Annotated in this window: 17 protein-coding genes and 1 rRNA gene; all 18 read left to right on the top strand. The window is 50.2% G+C overall.

Translation table 11 applies throughout. The features are described 5' to 3' along the window. Positions 1-34: 34 nt before the first annotated feature. Entirely contained in the window at positions 35-574 is a 540-nt protein-coding gene (hpt, locus tag L6H65_RS25075; protein ID WP_236347017.1) for a hypoxanthine phosphoribosyltransferase, read from the top strand. Positions 575-706: 132 nt separating this feature from the next. Continuing rightward, positions 707-2,716 (top strand): ATP-dependent zinc metalloprotease FtsH, encoded by a 2,010-nt coding sequence (gene ftsH, locus L6H65_RS25070; RefSeq protein WP_236347014.1) that lies wholly within the window; start codon positions 707-709, stop codon positions 2,714-2,716. 340 nt (positions 2,717-3,056) lie between these two features. Then, positions 3,057-3,995, top strand: coding sequence for a quinolinate synthase NadA (nadA, locus tag L6H65_RS25065; RefSeq protein WP_236347011.1), 939 nt, complete (start codon positions 3,057-3,059; stop codon positions 3,993-3,995). 44 nt (positions 3,996-4,039) lie between these two features. After that, entirely contained in the window at positions 4,040-5,656 is a 1,617-nt protein-coding gene (nadB, locus tag L6H65_RS25060) for an L-aspartate oxidase (RefSeq protein WP_236347007.1), read from the top strand. Then, positions 5,649-6,545: a carboxylating nicotinate-nucleotide diphosphorylase gene (nadC, locus tag L6H65_RS25055; protein WP_236347004.1), complete on the top strand. Its 897-nt coding sequence runs from the start codon at positions 5,649-5,651 to the stop codon at positions 6,543-6,545. The genes nadB and nadC overlap by 8 nt, the downstream gene beginning before the upstream one ends. After that, the gene (locus L6H65_RS25050) at positions 6,542-7,312 is read left to right on the top strand and encodes a type III pantothenate kinase (protein ID WP_236347002.1); all 771 of its coding nucleotides are present in this window, start codon (positions 6,542-6,544) and stop codon (positions 7,310-7,312) included. The genes nadC and L6H65_RS25050 overlap by 4 nt, the downstream gene beginning before the upstream one ends. 50 nt (positions 7,313-7,362) lie before the next feature. Further along, positions 7,363-8,262: an Hsp33 family molecular chaperone HslO gene (hslO, locus tag L6H65_RS25045; protein ID WP_236347051.1), complete on the top strand. Its 900-nt coding sequence runs from the start codon at positions 7,363-7,365 to the stop codon at positions 8,260-8,262. A 14-nt stretch (positions 8,263-8,276) separates the two neighbouring features. Beyond that, entirely contained in the window at positions 8,277-9,230 is a 954-nt protein-coding gene (locus L6H65_RS25040; RefSeq protein ID WP_236346999.1) for a peptidyl-prolyl cis-trans isomerase, read from the top strand. A gap of 132 nt (positions 9,231-9,362) precedes the next feature. After that, complete coding sequence (gene cysK, locus L6H65_RS25035; RefSeq protein ID WP_236346996.1) at positions 9,363-10,301, top strand: cysteine synthase A; 939 nt, start codon at positions 9,363-9,365, stop codon at positions 10,299-10,301. A gap of 186 nt (positions 10,302-10,487) precedes the next feature. Beyond that, positions 10,488-11,069, top strand: a complete 582-nt coding sequence (gene pabA / locus L6H65_RS25030) for an aminodeoxychorismate/anthranilate synthase component II (protein ID WP_236347048.1) — start codon at positions 10,488-10,490, stop codon at positions 11,067-11,069. A 110-nt stretch (positions 11,070-11,179) separates the two neighbouring features. Continuing rightward, on the top strand, positions 11,180-12,064 hold the full coding sequence (folP, locus tag L6H65_RS25025; RefSeq protein ID WP_371877766.1) for a dihydropteroate synthase: 885 nt from the start codon (positions 11,180-11,182) through the stop codon (positions 12,062-12,064). Positions 12,065-12,095: 31 nt separating this feature from the next. Next, complete coding sequence (gene folB, locus L6H65_RS25020; RefSeq protein WP_236346993.1) at positions 12,096-12,488, top strand: dihydroneopterin aldolase; 393 nt, start codon at positions 12,096-12,098, stop codon at positions 12,486-12,488. After that, positions 12,460-13,050 (top strand): 2-amino-4-hydroxy-6-hydroxymethyldihydropteridine diphosphokinase, encoded by a 591-nt coding sequence (gene folK / locus L6H65_RS25015; RefSeq protein WP_236346990.1) that lies wholly within the window; start codon positions 12,460-12,462, stop codon positions 13,048-13,050. The genes folB and folK overlap by 29 nt, the downstream gene beginning before the upstream one ends. Continuing rightward, the gene (locus L6H65_RS25010; protein WP_236346987.1) at positions 13,002-13,214 is read left to right on the top strand and encodes a helix-turn-helix domain-containing protein; all 213 of its coding nucleotides are present in this window, start codon (positions 13,002-13,004) and stop codon (positions 13,212-13,214) included. The genes folK and L6H65_RS25010 overlap by 49 nt, the downstream gene beginning before the upstream one ends. Positions 13,215-13,282: 68 nt before the next feature. Continuing rightward, on the top strand, positions 13,283-14,314 hold the full coding sequence (dusB, locus tag L6H65_RS25005) for a tRNA dihydrouridine synthase DusB (RefSeq protein WP_236347042.1): 1,032 nt from the start codon (positions 13,283-13,285) through the stop codon (positions 14,312-14,314). 289 nt (positions 14,315-14,603) lie between these two features. Beyond that, a complete protein-coding gene (greA, locus tag L6H65_RS25000) occupies positions 14,604-15,080 on the top strand; it encodes a transcription elongation factor GreA (RefSeq protein WP_236346984.1) in 477 nt (158 codons plus the stop codon). A gap of 93 nt (positions 15,081-15,173) precedes the next feature. Continuing rightward, positions 15,174-16,688, top strand: coding sequence for a lysine--tRNA ligase (gene lysS, locus L6H65_RS24995; protein WP_236346981.1), 1,515 nt, complete (start codon positions 15,174-15,176; stop codon positions 16,686-16,688). A 555-nt stretch (positions 16,689-17,243) separates the two neighbouring features. Then, positions 17,244-17,311 (top strand): 16S ribosomal RNA (locus L6H65_RS24990); the annotation flags it as partial.

Here is a 17,311-nt window from a genome sequence, read left to right as displayed (position 1 = left end):
CATAGTATAGGTAAAAACATAGGAGGTCCCGGCATTGCTGAATGACATTCAAGAAGTGCTGTATGACGAAAATCAGATTCAGCAGAAGGTTAGTGAGCTTGGAGAAACGATAAGCCGGGAGTTTGAAGGACGCAACCCGCTCGTAATTTGCGTCTTGAAAGGCGCATTCATCTTCATGGCCGACCTGGTCAAGAAGATAACGATTCCGCTGGAGATTGATTTCATGGCTGTATCCAGCTACGGACAATCCACGAAGACATCTGGGGTCGTGAAGATCATTAAGGATCTCGACGTACCGGTGCAAGGCCGGGACATTATCATCGTCGAGGATATTATCGACAGCGGGCTTACGCTCAGCTATCTGATTGATGTGCTGGAGAGGCGCAATGCCAAGTCCGTTACCCTGGTCACCTTATTCGATAAGCCGACTGGACGGAAGGTTGAGCTTGAAGCCGATCATAAAGGCTTTATACTGCCAGATGCGTTTGTCGTTGGCTACGGGCTGGATTACGCGGAGAAATATCGCAACCTCCCGCTTATCGGCATTCTGAAGCCTGAAGTATATGAGAAGTAACCGCTATCCGCAGCAGCGGATGGGTAGCCGAATGATGCGATTATCCATAGCATGCCGAGCCTCATGCGGGATGTTTGTGAAGGAAAGTCATGCTATGGTAAAATATTTAAGCGTCTTGAGAGGAGGTAGGGGATGAATCGAATCGTCCGTAATACAGGATTTTATCTGATTATTTTTTTGGTGACCGTTGGGATCTTCCAATTTATCAGCAGCCAAAACGATACCACCGTCGAAATTCGATACGATCAATTGAGTAAAGCGCTCAATGAGAATAACGTAAAGAAAATTTCATTGCAATTTGACGGCTACTCCTATTTGGTAACTGGTGAATACAATAAGAAGCCTAATGGTTCGGAGTCTCTTCAATTCTATACTCATGCGAATATAGAAGAATCCGTGGTTATGGATATTATTAATACCGCGAAGAAGAACAACGTCGAGATCACGAACGAGCCAATGGAAGAGCCGAGCATCTGGCTCACATTCTTAACATCGATCATCCCTTTTGTGATCATCTTCATTCTGTTCTTCTTCTTGATTAATCAAGCGCAGGGCGGCGGCGGCAAGGTGATGAACTTTGGCAAGAGCCGTGCACGCTTGTACAATGAAGAGAAGAAGCGCGTTACCTTTGAGGACGTAGCAGGTGCTGATGAAGAGAAGCAGGAGCTTGTCGAGGTTGTAGAGTTCCTGAAGGATCCACGCAAATTCGCTGCAGTTGGAGCGCGTATTCCGAAGGGCGTACTGCTTAACGGACCTCCAGGTACAGGTAAAACATTGCTTGCCCGCGCAGTTGCAGGTGAAGCGGGCGTGCCGTTCTTCAGCATCTCCGGTTCGGACTTCGTCGAAATGTTCGTCGGTGTCGGTGCTTCGCGTGTTCGTGATTTGTTCGAGAATGCGAAGAAGAATGCGCCTTGTATTATCTTTATTGATGAGATTGACGCTGTTGGTCGTCAGCGCGGCGCCGGTCTCGGCGGCGGACATGACGAGCGTGAGCAGACGCTCAATCAATTGCTCGTAGAGATGGATGGTTTCGGAGCGAATGAAGGAATCATTATCGTGGCGGCGACGAACCGTCCTGATATTCTTGATCCGGCGCTTCTGCGTCCTGGTCGTTTCGACCGTCAGATTACGGTAGACCGTCCTGATGTTAAAGGCCGCGAAGCTGTGCTGAAAGTACATTCCCGCAACAAGCCGCTCTCCAAGGATGTCAAGCTTGACACCATTGCGAAGCGTACGACGGGATTCACAGGCGCTGATCTGGAGAATCTGTTGAATGAAGCTGCGCTTCTTGCTGCACGTCGCAATAAGAAAGACATTGCGATGAAAGAGGTTGATGAAGCCATCGACCGTGTCATTGTAGGTACGGAGAAACGCAGCCGTGTCGTCAGCGATCGCGAGAAGCGTATCGTCGCCTATCACGAAGCAGGCCATACGATTGTTGGTTTCTTCCTGGAGCATGCCGATCAGGTGCATAAAGTAACGATCATCCCGCGCGGACGCGCAGGCGGATATGTCATCATGCTCCCTAAAGAGGGCGATCGTATGCTGAATACGAAGCAAGAGCTTCTTGATAAAGTAACCGGTTTGCTCGGCGGCCGTGTAGCAGAAGAAATCTTCATTGGCGAGATCGGCACGGGCGCATACAGCGACTTTAAGCAAGCTACAGCGATCGTACGAGCTATGATTATGGAATACGGCATGAGCGATAAGCTCGGACCGCTGCAATTCGGCAGCTCGCAAGGTCAAGTATTCCTTGGACGCGATATCGGACATGAGCAGAACTATTCCGATGCCATCGCCTACGAGATTGACCAGGAGATGCAGAATATTATTGGTGCTTGTTATGCACGCGCCAAGGAGCTTCTTACGGAGAAAACGAAGGAAGTTCATCTGATTGCCCAGACGCTTCTTACCGAAGAGACGCTTGAGATTGAACAAATCAAGCGCTTGATCGAGACAGGAACGCTCGAAGGCGGAGATGATGATGCCTCGGAGGAACCAATCGAGGAGCCTAAAGGCGAGCCGATTGTGGATACAATTGGCGGCGTGAAGGTTCGTATCTTGTCCAAGGACGATACAGAGCCTCCGGTAGATCCGGACGGCGGCAGTGATGGCGGTACGAACAACAACAACAATAGCTAGTCCATGTACGGAAGGCTGTCCCCAAGCAGGCAACTGCTGGGGCAGCCTTTTGTTAATTCAGCAGAACAGTAAGCTATTGCGCCTGGGTCGTGCATTTCTTGACAATTCCGTGTCGAAAACGTCTCATATGCCCTGTTTTATCGGTTGACAGTACTTCCTGCCTTGTGTAAATTAAATGTTAATCGAGCGATTATAGGCATCGATGTTTCTGAAGAGAAATGGATACGCTAATGATGAATATCGGAATCCATATATAGACCTCATTATCACAACTCAACGGCTTTTGCCGACCGAGTTTGTGCATCAGTTCACAAAGTCTGTCAAAAGAGGAGAAATTGCGATGGAAGCATTGGCACTCGAGCGTAAAGCGGAACAAAACCGTGAGCTGCGAGAACGTTTGATGCAGCTGAAGAAAGAGCGTAATGCCATTATTCTTGCTCATTATTATCAGCGCGATGAAATACAGGAGGTAGCCGATTTCCGCGGAGATTCCTTCCTGCTTGCACAGAAGGCAGCACAAACGGATGCCGATGTGATCGTTTTCTGCGGTGTTCATTTTATGGGAGAAAGCGCGAAAATTCTGGCTCCGAACAAAACGGTCATCATACCGGATGAGCGTGCTGGTTGTCCGATGGCGGATATGGTTAATGTAGATGGTCTGCGCAAGCTGAAGGCACAGCATCCTAATGCCACTGTTGTTACGTATATTAATTCATCCGCAGAGATTAAGGCGGAGACGGATATTTGCTGTACCTCTGCGAACGCAGTGCGTGTCGTTAATTCTGTGGAGTCCGAAGAGGTAATTTGGGTTCCGGATAAGAATCTCGGGCATTATGTGCAGCAGAATACGGATAAAAAAATGATTATCTGGGAAGGTTACTGCAACACGCATGACATGCTGACCGTCAAAGATGTAGAAGAGATGAAGGCGCAATATCCGAATGCAGAATTCGTCGTGCATCCTGAGTGCCGTCCCGAGGTTGTTGAATTGGGTGATTTCGTCGGTAGTACGACCGCAATTCTTAAATATTGCAAGGAATCGTCCAACAAGGAATTTATCGTTGGTACAGAGGATGGGACAGGCTACCAGCTCCGGCTTGACAGCCCGGACAAAACCTTTCATTTTGCCACCAAATATTTGGTTTGTCCAAACATGAAAGTGAACAATTTGAAGAAGCTTGTGAAATGCTTGGAGACGATGCAGCAGCAGATTTATGTGCCGGAACAGGTTGCCGCACAAGCTCGTTTATCCTTGGAGCGCATGTTGCAAGTCAAGTAGCATGCGCTACTATTCTCTTTCCGTAGAAAGGAAAGTCGACCACGATGATTCCACGATACTTAGTTGATGTAGTCCTAGAGGATCTGCCTGTCATTGATAAGGATGTTATTGTCATTGGGGCCGGCATTGCCGGCCTTTTTACCGCTATTAAAGCAAGTGAAACGAATGAAGTGCTTATGATTACGAAGAAGTCGCTTCTCGACAGCAACACCCGTTACGCGCAGGGAGGCATTGCCGCAGTCATATCGGAGGATGATTCTCCCGCCTATCATAGACAGGACACGCTTATTGCCGGTGCGGGGTTGTGCGCGGATGAAGCGGTTGAGATGCTTGTGCACGAAGGTCCTTTGGGCGTTCGCGATTTGGTGCGCATGGGCACGCAGTTTGATCAGGAGAATGGCGAATTTGCGCTGACGAAGGAAGGCGCGCATAGCCAGCGGCGCATACTTCATGCCAACGGGGATGCGACCGGCTTTGAGATTGTACGCGCTCTGTCGGAGAAAGCTGTCGAGAATTCGCGGATTGAAGTATGGGACGACCACTTCGTCATTGATCTGGTTACAGAAAACGGGCATTGTCTGGGCGTACTGGTGCAGAAGCCGGACGGTCAGCGTTTGTTCGTGCGTGGCAAAGCGACTATATTATGCTCCGGTGGAGCGGGCCAGCTGTATCGTTATACAACGAACCCCGAGGTAGCTACTGGCGATGGCATTGCCATGGCGTATCGTGCGGGCGCATACATACAGGACGTGGAATTTATTCAATTCCATCCGACCTCGCTTTGTTATCCGGGAGCGCCGCGCTTCCTTATCTCAGAAGCGGTGCGCGGTGAAGGCGCTGTTCTGCGCAATATTAAAGGCGAGCGGTTCATGGAGAGGTATCATGAGCAGTTGGAGCTTGCCCCACGGGACATTGTGGCTCGTGCTATTGTTAGCGAGATGGAGGCGACGAAGTCAACCTTTGTCTATATTGATGTTACGCATGAATCGGCGGAGATGGTGAAGCATCGCTTCCCTAATATTTATGAATTCTGCTTGAATTACGGTCTTGATATGACGACGGACTGGATTCCAGTAGCTCCTGCTGCGCATTATATGATGGGCGGAGTTAAGGCTGATCTGAACGGGGAGACCAATATTGCAAGGTTGTTCGCTTGCGGGGAATGTTCTTCCTCCGGGGTTCATGGAGCGAACCGGCTGGCGAGCAATTCATTATCAGAGGCGATTGTGTTCGGTCGTCGTATTGTCGATCGGATCAATCAGCTAGAGCCGCTTCCTAAGGATACGCCGGTACATATGGATTCATTGGAGCGTCACGAAACGTCCATGCAAGCCGTTGTAGAGAAACGATTGAAGCTGCAGAAAATAATGGTGCGCTACGCAGGTCTTCGGCGCGATGCCAAGGGTTTGGGTAAAGGACTGGAAGAGCTTAAGCGGCAGCTGCCGATCTTCCACTCTGAGCTGACAAAGCGTGAGGAGTTTGAATTTGCCAATTTGCTGACCTGCGCTATGCTGACGACAGAGGCGGCGTTGACTCGGGAAGAGAGCCGTGGTGCGCATTATCGGGAGGATTTCCCTGAGCGCGATGATCTGGTTTGGCGGAAGCATACGGTCCTTCATAGAGATTATGGCGTAATAGAGGAGCGGATTAACGATGTTTGATGCGGAATTGTACGCGGTCAGCGCGGGAAGCCCGGATACGCTAAAGGAACAGATACGTGCTTGGCTGGCAGAAGATATCGGCACTGGCGATGTAACCAGCTGGGCGACCATTCCGGCAGGGACGCTTGCCAAAGCTGTCATTCATGTGAAGGAGAGCGGTATTGTCGCAGGAATACCTGTCGCCAAGCTCGTCTTCCAGGTTGTCGACCCTTCATTAACGTTCCATTCGCTTGTAAAGGACGGTCAATCTGTCGAGAAGGGAACCGTTCTTATCGAGGTGGAGGGCAGTGCGCACAGTCTGCTGACAGGCGAGAGGCTGGCGCTGAATTTGCTGCAGCGATTATCAGGCATTGCGACGAAGACGCATGCTTATGTAGACGCGCTGGGCGGATTGCCGGTTCGGTTGGCGGATACTCGGAAGACGACGCCGGGACATCGGCTGCTTGAGAAATATGCTGTACGTGTCGGCGGCGGATACAACCACCGCTTCGGATTATATGATGCTGTCATGATTAAGGATAATCATATTAAAGGCTCGGGTGGTATTACGGGAGCTGTACAAGCGGCGCGCCGAAGGATACCGCATTCGATGAAGATTGAAGTGGAGACGGAATCGCTCCAGCAGGTTGAAGAAGCGATAGCTTGCGGTGCAGATATCATTATGCTCGATAATATGCCCAATGACCTGATGCGTGAAGCGGTCGGGAGCATTAGAGCGAAGGCGCCCCATGTTATCATTGAAGCATCTGGAGGCGTGCGTCTGGAGACGATAAGATCCATCGCAGAATGCGGCGTGGATGTGATCTCGGTCGGCGGATTAACCTATTCATTCGATTCTCTGGACATCAGCCTTGATCTGAACGAGAAGAAGGGCGGGCCGGCGACGTGATTCTAGTTATCGATGTAGGCAATACGAATATTGTTATTGGCATATACAAAGGCAAGACGCTTGTTCATCATTGGCGGCTTAGCACGAACCGATCCGCTACGGTGGATGAGTATGGCATTATGATTCATAATTTAGTTCATTATGCAGATGTGAAGCTGGAGCAAATCAATGGCGTCATCATTTCTTCTGTTGTGCCGCCGTTAATGCGCACATTGGAGCAGCTGTGCCAGCAATATCTGGGCAAGTCGCCGCTTGTTGTAGGGCCGGGGGTAAAGACGGGGCTGAACATCCGTTATGAGAATCCGCGTGAAGTCGGCGCAGACCGGATCGTTAATTCTGTCGCAGGCATCGAGAAGTATGGAACGCCGCTTATCGTAGTGGATTTCGGGACAGCAACGACTTTCGATTATATCGATGAAGGCGGCAATTATCTCGGGGGCGCGATAGTGCCGGGCATTGGCATCTCAACGGAAGCATTATATCAGCGAGCCGCCAAGCTGCCTCGAATCGAGCTGGTGAGACCTAAAAGTGTTATCGGCCGCAATCCTGTAACTTCGATGCAGGCGGGAATTATTTTTGGCTATGCAGGGCAGGTTGATGGAATTGTTGGACGCATTCGCCGCGAATTCAATGTGTCGCCGCGCGTTATCGCAACGGGCGGGCTTGCAGAGCTTATCGCTGCAGAATCGGATACCATTGAGGAAGTGGACCCTCTGCTGACGCTGGAAGGACTGCGGATTATCTATGAACGAAATCAGGAACATTAATAGAGCAAGCAGATCATGCCTAAAGGAGGGAACTTATTGAGATGGAGACAATGAATGAAACGAAGGATTATTTAGTACGGGGCATGGCGTGGGATGGCAAGCTCCGCGTGTTTGCTGTACAGACGACAGCGCTTGTGGAGGAGCTCCGCCAACGACACGGCACGCTGCCGACAGCAACGGCTGCTCTGGGTCGTACAGCAACGGCTGGAGCAATGATGGGAGCTATGCTGAAGGGCAATGAGAAGCTGACCATTCAAGTGAAGGGCGACGGACCTATCGGTTCGATCGTCATTGACGCTAATGCCGATGGAGAGGTTCGCGGCTATGCTGACCATCCCCAAGTGCAGCTTGCCAGCAATGCTCAGGGCAAGCTGGATGTAGCGGGGGCTGTTGGAAGAACAGGGCATATTCATATTATTAAGGATCTTGGGCTCAAGGATCCCTATCGCGGCAGCATACCAATCGTATCTGGAGAGCTTGCGGAAGACTTCACTTACTACTTTGCGACTTCAGAGCAGACGCCATCTATCGTCGGACTCAGTGTCCTTGTGGATGAGTACGGGAAGGTGCTGAATGCAGGCGGGTTCATTGTGCAACTGTTGCCTGGCATTGACGATGATGAAATTGCAAAGCTGGAGCAAGCTCTTACAACATTGCCTCCGATCTCGGCATTATTAGATCAAGGAGAAACGCCTGAAGGACTGCTGCGCTGGCTTGTTGGCGACGATCAGCAGATTCTTGGAACACTCGATATCACCTTTAAGTGCAAGTGCTCGCATGAGCGGGTTGAGAAAACGCTCATTAGTATGGGCGAGCAAGAATTGGTGCAGTTAATTGAAGAAGACGGACAAGCTGAAGTCGTATGCCATTTCTGCAATGAGAAGTATGCATTTGACCGCCCGCAGCTGGAGAATCTGTTGAACCAAGCCAAGCTGAAGCCGATTCAATAAATCGGAGGCCAGGGATGATGAAGAGGGACCGGGTATTGAGAGGTGTTGTGCTTCTACAAGCGGTATGTATGATTGTATTGGCAGTTGTGGTCGTCACTCAGGTGATGGCAGCTCCTGAGCCGATAGCGCCCTCAGGCGAGGATAAGGATGAAGGCCAGGATCAGGCCAATGTAGCTGACGGGATTGCGGCTACGGTAGGCAAGGAGCAGATTACATCTGCGGACCTGGTGAGCCAGCTTCGCCGCCAGTACGGGGATGCCGTACTGCGAACCTTGATGGTGCATGCCGCGATTCGGCTGGAGGCAGAGACTTATAAGCTGAGCATATCGCCCCGGGAGCTTAATGAAGAGCTTGAAAGCGCTATGGCTGGCTATGAGGACAGGGAGCACTTCTATGCTGCGATGATGCAGCAGTTGGCTCTCACGCCAGAGGCTATTGAGGAAGATATGAAATATCGGCTGCTGCTTGAGAAAATCGCCATTCGGTCTATTGATGTGACAGATTCGGAGATTAGCGCTTATATTGCGGATAATGCAGAGCAATTTCAACCGCGAACCCAATATCGGCTGTCATGGATTGTATCAGAGAACAAACGCGCTGCGCGAGATCTGCTGCGGATGCTTGAAGCGGGCGAGGATTTCGCGCAATTGGCCAAGATCTATTCCATCGACGAAGCTACGGCTGATAGCGGTGGGGACCTTGGTCTGATCGATGCGGACGATCCTTTTCTCGATGAGGCAATTCTGCAGGCTGCAGGCGAGCTGGAGCCAGGCGGATGGAGTACGCCGATTGCGATTGAGGAAGGTCAAGCCATTCTCCTTCTGAGTGAGAAGCGGATTACGGAACAGCTGGATGAACGGCGGCTCCAGGATACCGCCAGAAAACAGCTGGCTCTATCCAAGGCGCATCCCCTTCAACAGGTGGAGGATGAGCTGCTGGTTAAGTATAAGGCCACAATTATGCAGTAGAAAATTGCCGGAATGACATTCCGGAGGCTGCTCTTTCTTGGTCTATAAAGTGCCTATTGACACTTGCGGTTTGCATTGATAAGATGTAGGTAAAACCAACTGATTTAGTCGGAATAAGGAGGAGCTTCATCCATGGCAAAAATTGTACAAAGTGTAACGGAACTTATTGGCGATACGCCGCTGGTTCGTTTGAATCGTTTGGTGCCGGAAGGCAGTGCCGAGATTTACGTTAAATTGGAATTCCAGAATCCAGGTGCCAGCGTTAAGGACCGGATTGCTATAAGTATGGTTGAAGTTGCTGAGCAAGAAGGGCTTATCAAGCCGGGCGACACGATCATTGAGCCAACGAGCGGCAACACAGGCATCGGTCTTGCAATGGTTGCAGCAGCCAAGGGCTACAAGGCTATTCTTGTTATGCCGGAAACAATGAGCATTGAGCGTCGCAACCTGCTTCGCGCTTACGGTGCTGAGCTGGTGCTTACGCCTGGCTCCGAAGGTATGAACGGCGCAGTTCGCCGTGCAGAAGAGCTGCAGAAGGAGAACCCTTCCTACTTTATGCCGCAGCAATTCAAGAATCAAGCAAACGTTAAAGTTCACCGTGAAACAACGGGTCCTGAGATCGTTGAAGCGATTAATTCGCTTGACGGCAAGCTGGATGCGTTCATCGCAGGTATTGGAACAGGCGGAACAATCTCGGGCGCTGGAGAAGTGTTGAAAGCTAACTTCCCTAACGTGAAAGTATACGCGGTAGAACCGTCAGCATCTCCATTGCTCTCCGGCGGCAACCCAGGTCCGCACAAAATTCAAGGTATTGGCGCTAACTTCATTCCGGAGATTCTAAACCGTGATATCTATGATGGCGTTATTACGATCGAGAATGATGATGCATTCGAATATGCGCGTCGCGCAGCGAAGGAAGAAGGCCTCTTGGTCGGTATTTCTTCCGGCGCAGCTATCTATGCAGCGCTGCAAGTAGCGAAGGAGCTTGGCGCAGGCAAACGCGTTGTTGCGGTCATTCCAAGCAACGGCGAACGCTACCTCTCTACGCCACTGTTCAACTTCGAGAACTAATGATTGGCTGAACGGCCGCTCATATATGAATGGACTCCCAATGTTATGGGGGTCCATTTGTTCTTGGTTCAGGGCGGTTTTGTATCCTAGTGCCCTTTTCTTTTTCGTGTTAGTTCGGTATACTAGCTTGCAAAAGCGGACGTGTATAACTTGCAGAAGGCGACAATAATAAAAGGGGGAGCAATGATGATCGTAGTAATTGATAACTATGATTCCTTCACGTATAATCTGGTTCAATATTTGGGTGAGCTTGGCGAGGAGATCATTGTTAAGCGCAATGATGAGATTGATCTTGACGGCATTGCTTCGCTTGCTCCTGATCATATTCTTATTTCTCCCGGTCCATGCAGCCCCAATGAAGCGGGCATTAGTCTGGCGCTGATTGAGCGGTTCAAGGGCGAAATTCCGATATTCGGCGTATGCCTGGGCCATCAATCGATTGGACAGGCATTCGGGGGCGATGTTGTGCGTGCAGAGAAGCTGATGCATGGCAAGACATCTGAAATACTGCATGACGGCAAGACCATTTTCGAAGGTGTTCCTTCACCGTTCACGGCAACGCGATACCATTCCTTGATCGTGAAGCGGGAGACGCTTCCGGATTGCCTGGAGATCAGCGCTGAAACGGCTGAAGGCGAGATTATGGGACTGCGTCATAAGGAATATCCGATTGAAGGCGTTCAGTTCCATCCGGAATCCATCATTACAGAGAACGGGCTTACCCTATTGCGTAATTTTCTCCGTTTGAGAGCGGGCGCAGCAAGATGAGGAAGAACTTGAGCGCTGACGTTTAACAGGAGAGCCGTGATCTCGTTACAGGATCACGGCTTTTTGTATGAAGCTTCTGGAATGCAGCGAAAATAGCAGGCGAGGGCGAGGTGTTTACGATACAAGCGCATGAGAATAGCAGCAGCAATGGAGCTCCTTGGAGGCGTTCGTACGAGCTTCGCGGAGATGTTCGACTGGAGCTGGGACGCCGCACGCTCATTATGGGCATCCTGAATGCTACACCCGATTCGTTCTCTGACGGAGGGCGTTATATAGAGACTGAAGCGGCGGTTCGGCATGCCCGTTCAATGGTACAGGATGGCGCGGATATCATTGACATTGGAGGCGAATCGACTCGTCCGGGCGGAGAGAAGGTCGGGATTGAGGAGGAGCTTCGCCGCGTCCTGCCAGTTATCCGGGCTATACGTCAAGAGCTGCCGGAGACAGTGATTTCTATAGATACTTACAAAGCAGAGACGGCAAGACAAGCGCTTGAAGCGGGTGCGCACATTATTAACGATGTGTGGGCGCTGAAGGCTGACGCGAACATGGCCGCTGTTGCTGCCGAGTACGGCTGCCCGGTTATTTTGAGTCATAATAGACATGATCGTGATTACTCGGACTTCGTATCGAATGTGATTGGAGATTTGCAGGACAGTATCGGGATCGCTCATGCTGCTGGCATTGCAGACGAGAATATCTGGCTTGATCCCGGCATCGGATTCGCCAAGGATTATGAGCACAACCTGATGATGATGGGCCAGTTGAACAGACTCGTGAGTATCGGCTATCCTGTGCTGCTGGCTGCTTCACGGAAGCGGTTCATCCAACATGCGCTGCAGCTTCCAGCGGATCAAACGGCATTTGGAACAGCGGCCACTGTAACTCTAGGTATAGCGCAGGGCTGCCAGATTGTACGGGTGCATGATGTGAAAGAAATGAAGCAAACAGCATTGATGGCGGATGCGGTCATGCACAACAGCCTTATAAAGTGAGTTTTCGCGAGAGAACAGTCAGGAGGATGGAATGGATCGAATAGCATTGAATGGTATGCGATTCTTTGGCTATCATGGCGTGTTTCCAGAGGAGAAGAAGCTGGGCCAGCAATATGCCGTTGATGTTGAGCTTCATTTGGATCTGACGCAGGCGGCAGAAACGGATGATTTGAACCATACGGTTAACTACGCAGAGCTGCATGCACAGGTCAAAACAATTGTGGAGGGCCCGCCTTTCAATTTAGTCGAGGCTTTAGCGGGCAACATTGCATCACGGCTGCTCGACGCTTATACTAGTGTAAATGCAGTGACGGTTCGTGTAACGAAACCTCACCCGCCGTTTGAGATTTATTTTGACGGCATGACAGTGGAACTTTACAGAAAGCGGGATGAGCATGAACAACAACGACCCGCAGGACGTTAATGGACTGAATGCGGATCCATTCAGCACCAGTCAACGTGCCCGTGAAGCTTATATCGCGCTGGGCTCCAATGTCGGAGAGCGGGAGCAGCTGCTGAAGGATGCTCTTCGATGTCTGGAGGAGCATCCGAATATTGAAGTGATGCGTGTATCAGGGATCTACGAAACGGAGCCTGTCGGCTACACGGACCAGCCCGCTTTTCTGAATATGGCAGCTGCTCTTGTGACGACACTGGAGCCGATTCAACTGCTGCGGGCGATGCTCAGTATCGAGAACCAGCTCGGGAGAACCAGAGATATTCGCTGGGGTCCACGTACAATTGATCTCGACCTGCTGTTGATGGAAGATATTGTGATGAGTGAGAATGAGCTGATATTGCCTCATCCGCGTATGATGGAGCGATCATTTGTACTTGTTCCGCTGCGCGATGTGCTGTTGTCTGAGCATCCGCTCCAGAAGCAGGTAGAGCAGGCTGCAAGCCGTGGGCTAGAGGATGGAGGGGAAGGCATCTCGTTATGGAATACGATCAATTGGCGCAGCGTGTCCGCGCATTCAGAAAGCTGAAAGGCTACACGCAGCAAGAGCTTGCAGAACGACTAGGTGTATCCGTAGCCGTTCTGGGATCACTTGAACGCGGGACACGCAGGCCCGACCCCAAGCTGCTGGAACGTATATCGAGCACGCTAGGCATTAGCTATGAGGAGCTGACTGCCGAGAGCAGTCGTTGATACTGTCGATTACGACTACGGCTGTTCCGGCAGATTTTCTTCCAAATCAGAAGGGAGTGGAGAGCGGCATGCTCAAAATCGGAAACATCGAAATGAAAAATAAAGTCGTGCTTGCGCCGATGGCAGGTGTGTGCAATCCGGCTTTTCGACTGATTGCCAAGGAATTTGGCTGCGGACTCGTCTGCGCGGAGATGGTAAGCGACAAGGCGATTCTGCACGGCAATAAGCGGACGCTGGAAATGCTGTTCGTCGATGAGCGGGAGAAGCCGCTTAGCCTGCAAATATTCGGGGGCGACCGGGAATCGCTCGTCGAAGCGGCTAAGGTAGTGGATACGGGGACGAACGCAGATATTATTGACATAAATATGGGTTGTCCAGTGCCTAAGGTAACGAAGTGCGATGCTGGAGCGCGATGGCTGCTTGATCCGAACAAGATCTATGAAATGGTGTCCGCGGTTGTTGATGCAGTCAAGAAACCGGTCACTGTCAAAATGCGGATTGGGTGGGACGATGAGCATGTGTTTGCCGTTGAGAATGCTCTGGCGGTAGAGCGGGCAGGAGGCAAGGCAGTCAGCGTTCATGGACGCACTCGGGAGCAATTGTATACGGGCAAGGCGAATTGGGATATTATAAGGGATGTCAAACAGGCGGTATCGATTCCCGTTATTGGCAACGGCGATGTGTTCTCTCCTGAGGATGCGAAGCGTATGCTTGAGCATACCGGCAGCGATGGCGTTATGATTGGGCGCGGAGCGCTCGGCAATCCATGGATGCTGTACCGGACGGTCCATTATTTAACCGAAGGCGAGCTGCTGCCTGATCCGTCTCCACGCGAGAAGATGAGGATAGCGATTCTTCATATGGATCGGCTGGTGAATCTCAAGGGCGAGGCGGTCGCTGTGCGTGAGATGCGCAAGCATCTGGCATGGTATCTGAAGGGCCTTCCTGGCGGCGCGCGCGTTAAGGATGTCATTATGGAGGAGACGGGCAGAGATAAGATGGCCCAAATCCTGGAGCATTACATCGATTCACTTGGCGATGACAGCGAGCGTCCGAGTGCGGCGGTATTATATACAGAGGATGAACCTGTCCATCAGTAGGAGACAAAGTACAGGCAGACCTTGAAATACCCTGCTTAACGGAATTCCTGCTGACGGCTACATAGACATAGGGTGAAGCGTTCTCAAGGAACACTTCACCCTCGTTGACATATGGGGTAAATTTGAAATATAATTCTTCAATATAATCTGTAAAAACCCGTCTGTCTGACTGAATGAATAGCTAACGGACCCCTGTGCGGTGTCATCAAGGATATGAAAGGCAATATATTAAGTAACAGTGAATTCATACGAGGTATGAAAATAGTCACACGACAGGAGAATCAGTAAGATGGCCGATAAAGAGATCATTTTGACTCAGGACGGACTGAAGAAACTGGAAGAAGAGCTTGAATTTTTGAAGTCGGTCAAGCGTCGTGAGGTAGCTGAAAGAATTAAAGTTGCCATTGGTTATGGAGATATTAGCGAGAACTCGGAATATGAGGATGCGAAGAACGAGCAGGCTTTCATTGAGGGACGTATTATTACTCTTGAGAAAATGCTCCGCAATGCCCGTATCATCAACAATGATGATATTGACATTGATACAGTAAGCATTGGTTCCATCGTAACGGTTGAAGATATGGAGTTCGGTGATACGATGGAATATGCGATCGTAGGCACGGCTGAATCTGATCCGCTCGGGAACAAAATTTCGAATGAAAGTCCGGTTGGCAGAGCAATTCTCGGCAAACAAAAAGGAACTGTCGTTGATGTTAATGTACCTGCCGGCATTATTCAATATAAAATCGTAGATATCAAAAAATAACCTTTAGGTACACTTTTTTGGAAAAGCTTCCATTGGAAGCTTTTTTCCCTATTTAGCGTAGACGTTGGATGGCTGTTTAGTAATAAAGAGGAGATGACTGTAGTGGAGAATGGGACACAAGAGCAGGAGCTAAGTGAATTATTGAAAATCCGCAGAGATAAATTGGACGAGCTGAGAGGGCTTGGAATCGACCCTTTCGGCGGCAAGTTCGAAAGATCTCATCATGCGAAGGAAATACTTGACGCCTATGAAGGGACGAGCAAGGAAGAGTTGGAGGGTCAAAGCGTCGAGGTTAGTTTGGCTGGACGTATTATGCAGAAGCGGGGAATGGGTAAAGCAGGATTCTCACACATTCAGGATCTTAGCGGCAAAATCCAGATCTATGCGCGCAAGGACAGTGTGGAAGAAACGCAATATCAAGCGTTCGAGCTTCTCGATATTGGCGATATTATCGGTGTTCGCGGTACGGTCTTCAAGACGAATACGGGTGAAACCTCTATTAAAGCAAAGGAAATCATCGTTCTATCCAAATCGCTGCTTCCATTGCCGGAGAAATTCCATGGACTCAAGGATGTTGAACTGCGCTATCGGCAACGGTATGTAGATTTGATCGTTAGTCCTGAAGTGCAGCAAACCTTCATTACGCGCTCTCGCATCATTCAATCGATGCGTCGTTATTTGGACAACAAGGGTTATCTAGAGGTGGAGACGCCAACGCTGCATGCTATTGCTGGCGGTGCATCGGCGCGCCCCTTCATTACGCACCATAATGCGCTTGATATGCAACTCTACATGCGGATTGCGATTGAGCTTCACCTGAAGCGTCTGATTGTCGGCGGTATGGAGAAGGTATACGAAATTGGGCGCGTTTATCGGAATGAAGGCATCTCGACACGCCATAATCCGGAATTTACGATGATTGAGCTGTATGAAGCGTATGCCGATTACAAAGATATCATGGCGCTGACGGAGTCCCTTGTTGCGCATATCGCGCAAGAGGTGCTTGGCACGACCAAGATCAATTATCAGGGACAAGAGGTGGATCTGACGCCGTCCTGGCGCCGTATTTCCATGGTTGACCTTGTCAAAGAGACGACAGGTGTAGATTTCTCCGTGCAGATGTCTGATGAGGAAGCGCATCAGCATGCGAAGGCTCACAATGTCAAAGTAGAGCCGCATATGACATTCGGTCATATTCTCAATGCTTTCTTCGAGGAATTCGCTGAGCATACGCTTATTCAACCGACGTTTGTAACCGGCCATCCAGTTGCTATTTCGCCATTGGCGAAGAAGAGCGAGAGCGACCCGCGGTTTACCGATCGGTTCGAGCTGTTCATTGTGGCGCGTGAGCATGCGAACGCATTTACAGAGCTGAACGATCCGATCGATCAGCGTCAGCGCTTCGAGGCGCAGCTTGTCGAGCGCGAGCAGGGGAATGATGAGGCGCATGAGATGGATGAGGACTTCATTCGCGCGCTAGAGTATGGCATGCCGCCGACAGGCGGGCTTGGTATCGGTATCGACAGGCTGGTTATGCTGCTGACTGATGCGCCATCGATCCGCGATGTGCTGCTGTTCCCGCTTATGCGTGAGCGTGCAGGGGAATAATGGGAGTATAAATTAGAGCCGTCATGGATTCTTGTGTAGAATCTATGGCGGTTCTTCTATTGCTGCATGCTGGATACGGTGAATAGGAGTGTAGTTTTCATTTTGTATGGGCGATATGACAGCAGTGAAATGTTATAGCTTTGACAGGCGGAAAAGGCACATCTGGTGGCAAGAGGCCAGTATGTGCCATGCTGTGTCCATATATAGGAGTGAATTATGCTGCCTATGGAAATGTAAAAAAATACAATACAATAATTATTTAAAAAGTGCTTGCATTTGGTTTGCTGTCTATGGTATCTTAGTTAAGTCGCCGCTGAGACAACGACGTTAAACGGAGTTGGACGAGGGTAAGAAAAGCTAGGCGCGACAAGGGTTTCACAAGAATTTGTTCTTTGAAAACTGAACAATGAGCGACCTGTCAAACAGGTTTTAAAATGTAAGTCAGCGATGAGCTAACAAGCCATCCTTTGAAGCTTTTCTCTAACAGCTAACGCTGCAAAAGAAAACTTCGTTGAAGCTTTTCTCTCTCGACTAGCGTCGAAAGCGAAAACTTCTTTTATGGAGAGTTTGATCCTGGCTCAGGACGAACGCTGGCGGCGTGCCTAATACATGCAAGTCGAGCG

The organism is Paenibacillus plantiphilus (genome assembly GCF_927798095.1).
Lineage (GTDB): Bacteria > Bacillota > Bacilli > Paenibacillales > Paenibacillaceae > Paenibacillus_Z > Paenibacillus_Z plantiphilus.
The sequence above is the reverse complement of the archived record's forward strand: the minus strand, read 5'-3'. Positions and strand labels throughout refer to the sequence as shown.